At 38.8% G+C, this 7,279-nt stretch carries 8 protein-coding genes and 1 pseudogene; 8 read left to right on the top strand and 1 reads right to left on the bottom strand.

Features of this window, described 5'->3' with window-relative positions:
* The 6 genes and pseudogenes from RMY64_RS12195 to RMY64_RS12170 form a co-directional block, all read left to right on the top strand.
* Positions 1-202, top strand: a pseudogene (locus RMY64_RS12195) (hypothetical protein); the annotation flags it as partial.
* A 219-nt stretch (positions 203-421) separates the two neighbouring features.
* The gene (locus tag RMY64_RS12190) at positions 422-1,330 is read left to right on the top strand and encodes a DUF4351 domain-containing protein (RefSeq protein WP_322685292.1); all 909 of its coding nucleotides are present in this window, start codon (positions 422-424) and stop codon (positions 1,328-1,330) included.
* A gap of 285 nt (positions 1,331-1,615) precedes the next feature.
* On the top strand, positions 1,616-4,246 hold the full coding sequence (acnB, locus tag RMY64_RS12185) for a bifunctional aconitate hydratase 2/2-methylisocitrate dehydratase (protein ID WP_322685291.1): 2,631 nt from the start codon (positions 1,616-1,618) through the stop codon (positions 4,244-4,246).
* Between the two features lie 57 nt (positions 4,247-4,303).
* Positions 4,304-4,750, top strand: a complete 447-nt coding sequence (locus RMY64_RS12180; RefSeq protein WP_322685290.1) for a DUF29 domain-containing protein — start codon at positions 4,304-4,306, stop codon at positions 4,748-4,750.
* Between the two features lie 13 nt (positions 4,751-4,763).
* A complete protein-coding gene (locus tag RMY64_RS12175; protein ID WP_322685289.1) occupies positions 4,764-5,030 on the top strand; it encodes a type II toxin-antitoxin system HicB family antitoxin in 267 nt (88 codons plus the stop codon).
* Positions 5,023-5,262, top strand: coding sequence for a type II toxin-antitoxin system HicA family toxin (locus RMY64_RS12170; protein WP_322685288.1), 240 nt, complete (start codon positions 5,023-5,025; stop codon positions 5,260-5,262). Before RMY64_RS12175 ends, RMY64_RS12170 begins: the two co-directional genes overlap by 8 nt.
* A gap of 48 nt (positions 5,263-5,310) precedes the next feature.
* Here RMY64_RS12170 and RMY64_RS12165 read toward each other — a convergent pair whose 3' ends face one another.
* Positions 5,311-6,306: an endonuclease NucS domain-containing protein gene (locus tag RMY64_RS12165; RefSeq protein ID WP_322685287.1), complete on the bottom strand. Its 996-nt coding sequence runs from the start codon at positions 6,304-6,306 to the stop codon at positions 5,311-5,313.
* Positions 6,307-6,677: 371 nt separating this feature from the next.
* Here RMY64_RS12165 and RMY64_RS12160 point away from each other — a divergent pair, with 371 nt between their 5' ends.
* Both RMY64_RS12160 and RMY64_RS12155 read left to right on the top strand, forming a co-directional pair.
* Positions 6,678-6,890, top strand: coding sequence for a hypothetical protein (locus RMY64_RS12160; RefSeq protein WP_322700177.1), 213 nt, complete (start codon positions 6,678-6,680; stop codon positions 6,888-6,890).
* Positions 6,877-7,149, top strand: coding sequence for a type II toxin-antitoxin system RelE/ParE family toxin (locus RMY64_RS12155; RefSeq protein WP_322700176.1), 273 nt, complete (start codon positions 6,877-6,879; stop codon positions 7,147-7,149). Before RMY64_RS12160 ends, RMY64_RS12155 begins: the two co-directional genes overlap by 14 nt.
* Positions 7,150-7,279 lie beyond the last annotated feature (130 nt).

Genomic DNA, 7,279 nt, shown 5'->3' with positions numbered 1-7,279 from the left:
CTGTTTACGCTGCTTGATTGAATTAAAAATGGATAAAGTCGAGCTTAGAGGATGTCTGAGAAGTATTAAATATTTCGTCCGATCCCCCCTAGCCCCCCTTGAAAAGTGGGGAAAACTTCTAAAAGTCCCCCTTTTTAAGGGGGATTTAGGGGGATCTACAAGTCTCGAATACAACACTAAAAAGTTTTCAGACATCCTCTAACAGGAAGTCAAAAGTAGAGACGCAATTAATCGCGTCTGTACAAAAGTCAAAAGGCTTATAGAATCTGCTTTTAACTTTTTTAGAATAGTATTTGTGAAAATTCAAGGTTTCCAGATCCCCGACTTCTTAAAAAAGTCGGGGATCTATTTCATCATGAATGATTCAGGACTGCTATATAATAAAATTTTGCATTAACCCAGAACTTCCTATTAAAATTGAATGACCAGGTTTATCCATGATAAATTTGCCAAAGACTATTTAGAAGAATTATTAAAAAATTACGGAGAAGTCAAGGCATCAGAAAAAGTCTCAGGAGAGATTAAAGAAATAGATGTTTTATTCACTCCTGCCAAACAGCAAAGCTCTAATATACAAGTATTGGGAATGCTTGGAAGATTGGCTGAACATCCTGCAATAATAGAACCTTTCCGCAATCCAGCTTCTACTGATGAAATCTGCGACTGTATTTTAAAATTATTAGAAGTCAAGGCTTTATTGCGACGAGAAGTTAAAGCCAATAAAACCAAACTTCAAGACTCAGATATTCCCAAATTGTGGGTTCTTACACCAACCATATCTGAAACTAGATTGTCTAGCTTTGGAACTATGCAAAAAGAAAGTTGGTTATCAGGAGTACATTTTCTCCCGGATGCCTTGCGGACAGCAATTGTGGCGATACACCAACTACCGCAAACACCAGAGACTTTGTGGTTAAGGCTTTTGGGTAGGGGAAGTGTGCAATCACAAGCGATTATCGAGTTGCAAGCGTTACCATTAGATCATCCATACCAGAAAGCAACTCTCGAATTAGTTTACAACTTGCGCGAAAACTTGAGAGTAAACCAAGAATTAGAAGCAGATGATAGGGAGTTAATTATGCGGCTAGAACCACTTTATCAAAGAAACAGAGAACAAGCCAAAGAAGAGGGAAGGCAAGAAGGAAGGCAAGAAGGAAAACAAGACTTAATACTGCGTCTACTAAATCGCCGTATTGGTGAAATTGATGCATCATTAATCGGGCAAATTAAAGGTTTATCCATTGAACAATTAGAGAATTTAGGAGAAGCATTACTAGATTTTTCTAGTGTTGCTGATTTAGAAACTTGGTTAAACCAACAATCAATCTAATTTATTATTGCTACACCTGGCGACTAGAAGTCGCGGCTATACAAACGAAACCCACCTCTGTGGGTTAAAAATTCTTGATTTACTCTTAGTCCACGGAGGTGGACGAAAGTTTGTGTAGTAGCGAATTTTATTGCCTTATATGTTCCAAAATTTCAGTATAAAAAAGTTGCTAATAACCGATTACCAGTAAGGCTTTCATCATAAAAGTAAGCTAAACTTTTATAGCCAAGTATTGCCTAAAAATTTCATAATTGAAGATAGAACATCCCAATGGAGAATATAAAAATGCTAGAACAATATCGTAAACACGTTGCCGAAAGAGCAGCACTCGGTATTCCCCCTTTACCATTGGATGCGAAGCAAACCTCAGAATTATGTGAATTACTGAAAAATCCGCCCAAGGGTCAAGAGGAGATATTATTACATTTATTGAGCGATCGCGTTTCTCCTGGTGTCGATCCAGCAGCTTATGTCAAAGCTGGATTTCTCACTGCGATCGCCAAAAAGGAAATCACTAGTCCCTTGGTTTCGCGCATAGAAGCAGTGCAATTGCTGGGGACGATGGTAGGTGGTTACAATGTGCAATCTTTAATCGATTTGCTGCAATGGCCCACCGTATCCCTCTCCGACTCTTCCGAAACGCCTCTGGTAATGGGTGGACAAGGAAAGGAACCCATCGCCGCTTACGCCGCCAACGCTTTAAGCAAAATCCTCTTGGTGTATGATGCCTTCCACGATGTTTTAGAGTTGTCTAAAACCAATCCTTTCGCCAAACGGGTGATTGATTCTTGGGCGGAAGCTGAATGGTTTACCAGTCGCCCCACAGTTCCAGAAGCGATTACCGTCACCGTTTTTAAAGTTCCTGGCGAAACCAATACCGACGACTTATCCCCCGCCCAAAGCGCCACAACTCGCCCGGATATTCCTTTACACGCCTTAGTGATGCTAGAGTCACGGCAACCGGGAAGCTTGGCAACCATTTCCGAACTGAAGAAAAAAGGGCATCCTGTAGCTTACGTTGGGGATGTAGTTGGTACAGGTTCCTCGCGTAAATCTGCCATCAACTCAGTATTGTGGCACATGGGAAATGATATACCTTTTGTACCAAACAAACGCGCTGGGGGTTATGTTTTAGGTGGTGCGATCGCGCCAATCTTCTTTAACACAGCAGAAGATGCCGGTGCTTTGCCTATTCAGTGCGATGTCACCAAACTCGAAACCGGCATGGTAATTACCATCCATCCCTACAAAGGCGAAATCACCAACGAAACAGGCGAAGTCATTTCCACCTTTGCCCTCAAACCTGACACCATCCTCGATGAAGTTCGCGCAGGTGGACGTATCCCCCTACTTATTGGACGTACCCTCACCGATAAAACTCGTCTTGCACTTGGTTTAGAACACAGCACAGTTTTCACCCGTCCCCAGCAAGCCTTTGATACAGGCAAAGGCTACAGCCTAGCACAAAAAATGGTAGGTAAAGCTTGCGGATTACCTGGCGTGCGTCCCGGCACATCCTGCGAACCCATCATTACTACCGTTGGTTCTCAAGATACCACAGGCCCCATGACCCGCGACGAATTAAAAGAACTCGCCTGTCTTGGTTTCAGTGCAGACTTAGTGATACAAAGTTTCTGCCACACAGCAGCTTATCCCAAACCAGTAGACATCCAAACCCATCACGAACTCCCCGACTTTTTCGCCTCTCGTGGTGGTGTTGCCCTGCGTCCCGGTGATGGTATCATCCACTCTTGGTTAAACCGGATGCTGCTACCCGACACCGTGGGAACTGGCGGCGACTCTCACACCCGCTTCCCCTTGGGTATTTCCTTCCCCGCCGGTTCTGGATTAGTAGCCTTTGCAGCCGCCTTGGGTGTGATGCCTTTAGATATGCCAGAGTCAGTATTGGTAAGATTCAAAGGTGAATTACAACCCGGTGTCACCCTGCGCGATGTTGTGAATGCCATTCCCTACGTGGCAATTCAAAAAGGTTTGCTGACAGCAGAAAAGCAGAACAAGAAAAATGTCTTCTCCGGGCGAATTTTAGAAATTGAAGGTTTGCCAGATTTAAAAGTTGAACAAGCCTTTGAACTCACCGATGCTAGCGCCGAACGTTCTTGTGCCGGATGCACAATTAAGCTGAGTGTAGAGACAATTTCTGAATATCTGCGTTCCAACGTAGCATTGCTGAAAAATATGATAGCAAGAGGCTATCAAGATGCGCGTACCATGTTGCGCCGTGTGGCAAAAATGGAAGAATGGTTAGCAAATCCCGTGTTATTAGAAGGCGATGCCGATGCCGAGTATGCCGAAATAATTGAAATTGATTTGAACGAAATCAAAGAACCAATTGTTGCTGCTCCCAATGATCCCGATAATGTTAAGTTATTATCAGAAGTTGCTAACGATCCAGTGCAAGAAGTATTCGTCGGTTCTTGTATGACGAATATCGGTCATTATCGGGCAACAGCGAAAGTTTTGGAAGGCGCAGGTGAAGTAAAAACTCGCTTGTGGATAGCACCACCAACCCGCATGGATGAACACCAATTAAAAGAAGAAGGTGTATACAGCGTTTTTGGGGCTGCGGGTGCTAGAACAGAAATGCCAGGATGCAGTTTATGCATGGGCAATCAGGCGCGAGTTGCTGATGGCACAACAGTATTTTCTACCTCAACGCGCAACTTCAATAATCGCATGGGTAAAGATGCACGTGTGTATCTTGGTTCAGCAGAATTAGCCGCAGTTTGTGCGCTGCTGGGACGGCTGCCGACAGTGCAGGAATACTTGGATATTGTGGCGAGTAGAATTCATCCTTTTGCAGATAATTTGTATCGGTATTTGAACTTCGATCAAATTGTCGGTTTTGAGGATGAAGGGCGCGTGATTTCTAAAGAGGAGCAGGCGTTGTTAGTATAGTTTAATTAGGTGGGTGTTATGCCCACCTAATTTTTAGCGTTTCCAAGAGGAATGTGAATGACTAGTCCATCTTTTATAAATAAACAAAATCTTTATGAACAAGATTTTTACTTATGGACACAAACAATTGCCCAGCAGTTAAAAGAAAATAACTTTAAGGAAATAGATATACCTAATCTAATTGAAGAAATTGAAAGCATGGGGAGGAGTGAAAAACGCGAGTTAAAAAATAGATTAATTGTGCTATTAATGCACTTGCTTAAATGGCAATATCAACCAGAAAAACGTAGTGAAAGTTGGCGCAGTACCATTTCTGAACAACGTATCTGCATTGAAACATTATTAGAAGATAGTCCCAGCTTACAACCTCTACTTGCAGAAGTATTTGAAGTTTGTTATCAAAAAGCTCGCCTCAAAGCATCTGATGAAACAGGGATTAAATTAAATTTCTTTCCTCAAGAATCTCCTTTTACATTAGAAGAAACGTTAAAAAATAGTTATTAGGTTGAAGGAAAGAATGAATTTTTATACTGTCGTACTTAGAAAGAATTCTGACTATTGGGTTGCTTTATGTTTAGAAAACGGCATTGTCGGGCAGGGAGATAGTCAAGAAGATGCAATTAAAAAACTGAAAGAAGCAATTGAATCTTTTGAAATTGTTTATGAGTCTGAAAGTAATATTTATAAATCTCCCATTTCAATAGATGAATTACATGAATTTTTATTTGTTGAAGAAAAAGAACAAGATTCAGAGATATATGAATTAAGGAAGGTTTATGCCTAAAAATATACCTTCCCTGAAACCAAAGGAGTTAATTAAGCTTTTAGAACAAGCAGGTTGCACATTTCATAGACAAGGAAAAGGCGACCATTGTTTATATACCCGTGAAGTTGATGGTAAAAGAAGAGTAGTTCCGATAGATATGGGTGCAAGAGAAATGTCTCCTGGTTATATTTTGCGTATTTTTCGGCAGTTTGGCTTTACTGATGAGGATATTGAAAGTTTGTTAAGGTAAGTAATTTTGGGTTTTACTGCATTCAACAAACCTACGACTAAAGTTATTTTAATTGATTCTTTCTAGCCATATTTGCAATGCCTTATCAACTATAGATTTTATATCATCAACAAATACTTCCTCGTTGAAAAACCAGCCTTTATTTCCTGGAACAATATAAAATCTCGTGTTATTAATTAATTTTTCCCAAGATATACTTCCTTCTTTTACAGGAATATATCGCCAATAGGTGAGATGTTCTTCAGTTGTATCAATCTGCATTCTGGTAATAGTCTGGTTTTTACGATTTGGAATAATCAGCCATAGGAATAATAGTACATTTTTTGATTTTCTATCATAACAAAATTCTGCACATCTTCTCATCTTATCCTTGCCATATTTACTTGCATATATAATACTTTTATTCACTATTGTTTCTTCTAGCCTATGGTCAAAAGCTAATATCTGATGTCTAATTTTTGTTAAATTTTCTATTTCCGTGTTTGTTAAAGAACCTAACCAATCTAATAATAATCTCGGTGGTTCAGGAATATTATCATTTTCTTGATTTTGTAAATTGACTTCCTGATAATTAATTTTTATAATTTTTGTTTCTGATTTGTTATGAATCTGAGATAAATGAAAATAAAATTCATTATTTTCATAAACAATGAAAAAAGTAAATAAACTAAAATTTAATCTACTGTGTTTTTCATCAATTAAATTATGACGATGAAAGCTTGGACAGATGGCTAATAGACGAATTTCTGCATCATAATTAACATTAGTTTTTAAAGGTTTTTCTTCTAATAAGTTGTCATAATAGCGTGTGAGTTGATTAATCACATATCTATCTTCTGTATTTTTCAGTTCAATAATAGCTAGTTGATTATTTTCTCCTATTGCTAGAATGTCACAAATTTCTCCTTTTATAGATAATTGGCGCGTTAAGGGCTTTAGTTCAAATATTTCTTCTAAATTATCCCAAACAAAAGTTTCTAATTCAGACTCATCAATAAATTTCCAGCCTTGATCGGTTTTGCGTAATGCTACGTTTTTTTGCATAATCTAGATTAAGTAATAATAGGTAGAGAAAACGATTATTTATAAACTATAAGTAGACAAAAGCTATTAATATAAAGCTTTTGCCTGATATTGTGTTTAAAAACTATACATACTTGTATATTTAATTTATACTAAAAGTTATCTGATGTCCTTATTTGGGATAAGTAAAGGTAGTGAACTGCGATCGCACCCTTGCACTTCGCACACAGACCTAACCCCCAGCCCCCTTCCCTTGTAGGGAAGGGGGAGAAATCCGGCTCCCCTCTCCGTTTCAAAGAGGGGTTGGGGGAGAAGTCAATCTATGCGATCGCGATAAACTGTTAAAATCTAATTACCTGACACCAAAATTTTCACACATAGGAATTACTAAAATGCTTGAAGTTCACAAGAACTACGTTCTCGACGAAAATCAACAACCTATTGCCGTACAAATTCCTATCGCTGAATTTGAAAAAATTGAAGAAATTCTTGAGAATTACGGTTTAGCAAAACTCATGGAGGAAGTAGACGAAGAAGAAGCACTATCAAAAGATGAAGCACTAAAATATTATCAATCAATCAAAGAAGAAAATGTGGCAAGTTGAATATACCAAAAGGTTCTTGAAAGAACTTGCTGCTTTACCAGTTGAGATCCAAAGCCGCATAGAACCTATTGTCTTTCAAGAACTTGAATCAGAGAATCCCTTTGAATTAGGATATCTTGAAAAGCTGAAGGGCTATAGTGATAAATATAAGATTCGAGTTGGTGATTATCGTATTGGCATTACTCTCGATCAAGCAACAAAAACATTAATTTGCCAACGAGTTGCTCACCGCAAAGACATCTACAGAATTTTTCCTTGAAGCACTGAAAAACTTGTTATCATTACTGTATATATACCCTAATACCAGTAAAGCGGCAAATGCTGTGTGACAACAATTTATTGATTTTATAGATGTCATTTGCAGTCAAGCTTTAGGAGTACAAAGATAA

This window comes from Nostoc sp. DedQUE08 (assembly GCF_034530895.1).
GTDB lineage: Bacteria > Cyanobacteriota > Cyanobacteriia > Cyanobacteriales > Nostocaceae > Nostoc.
Note: the sequence above shows the minus strand (reverse complement) of the source record. Positions and strands in the feature narration are given on the sequence as shown.

What these genes read in the sequence shown, in the direction of transcription:
- RMY64_RS12190 (WP_322685292.1), top strand. Translation starts at nt 422, where the DNA reads ATGACCAGGTTTATCCATGATAAATTTGCCAAAGACTATTTAGAAGAA.
- acnB (WP_322685291.1), top strand. Translation starts at nt 1,616, where the DNA reads ATGCTAGAACAATATCGTAAACACGTTGCCGAAAGAGCAGCACTCGGT.
- RMY64_RS12180 (WP_322685290.1), top strand. Translation starts at nt 4,304, where the DNA reads ATGACTAGTCCATCTTTTATAAATAAACAAAATCTTTATGAACAAGAT.
- RMY64_RS12175 (WP_322685289.1), top strand. Translation starts at nt 4,764, where the DNA reads ATGAATTTTTATACTGTCGTACTTAGAAAGAATTCTGACTATTGGGTT.
- RMY64_RS12170 (WP_322685288.1), top strand. Translation starts at nt 5,023, where the DNA reads ATGCCTAAAAATATACCTTCCCTGAAACCAAAGGAGTTAATTAAGCTT.
- RMY64_RS12165 (WP_322685287.1), bottom strand. Translation starts at nt 6,306, where the DNA reads ATGCAAAAAAACGTAGCATTACGCAAAACCGATCAAGGCTGGAAATTT.
- RMY64_RS12160 (WP_322700177.1), top strand. Translation starts at nt 6,678, where the DNA reads ATGCTTGAAGTTCACAAGAACTACGTTCTCGACGAAAATCAACAACCT.
- RMY64_RS12155 (WP_322700176.1), top strand. Translation starts at nt 6,877, where the DNA reads ATGTGGCAAGTTGAATATACCAAAAGGTTCTTGAAAGAACTTGCTGCT.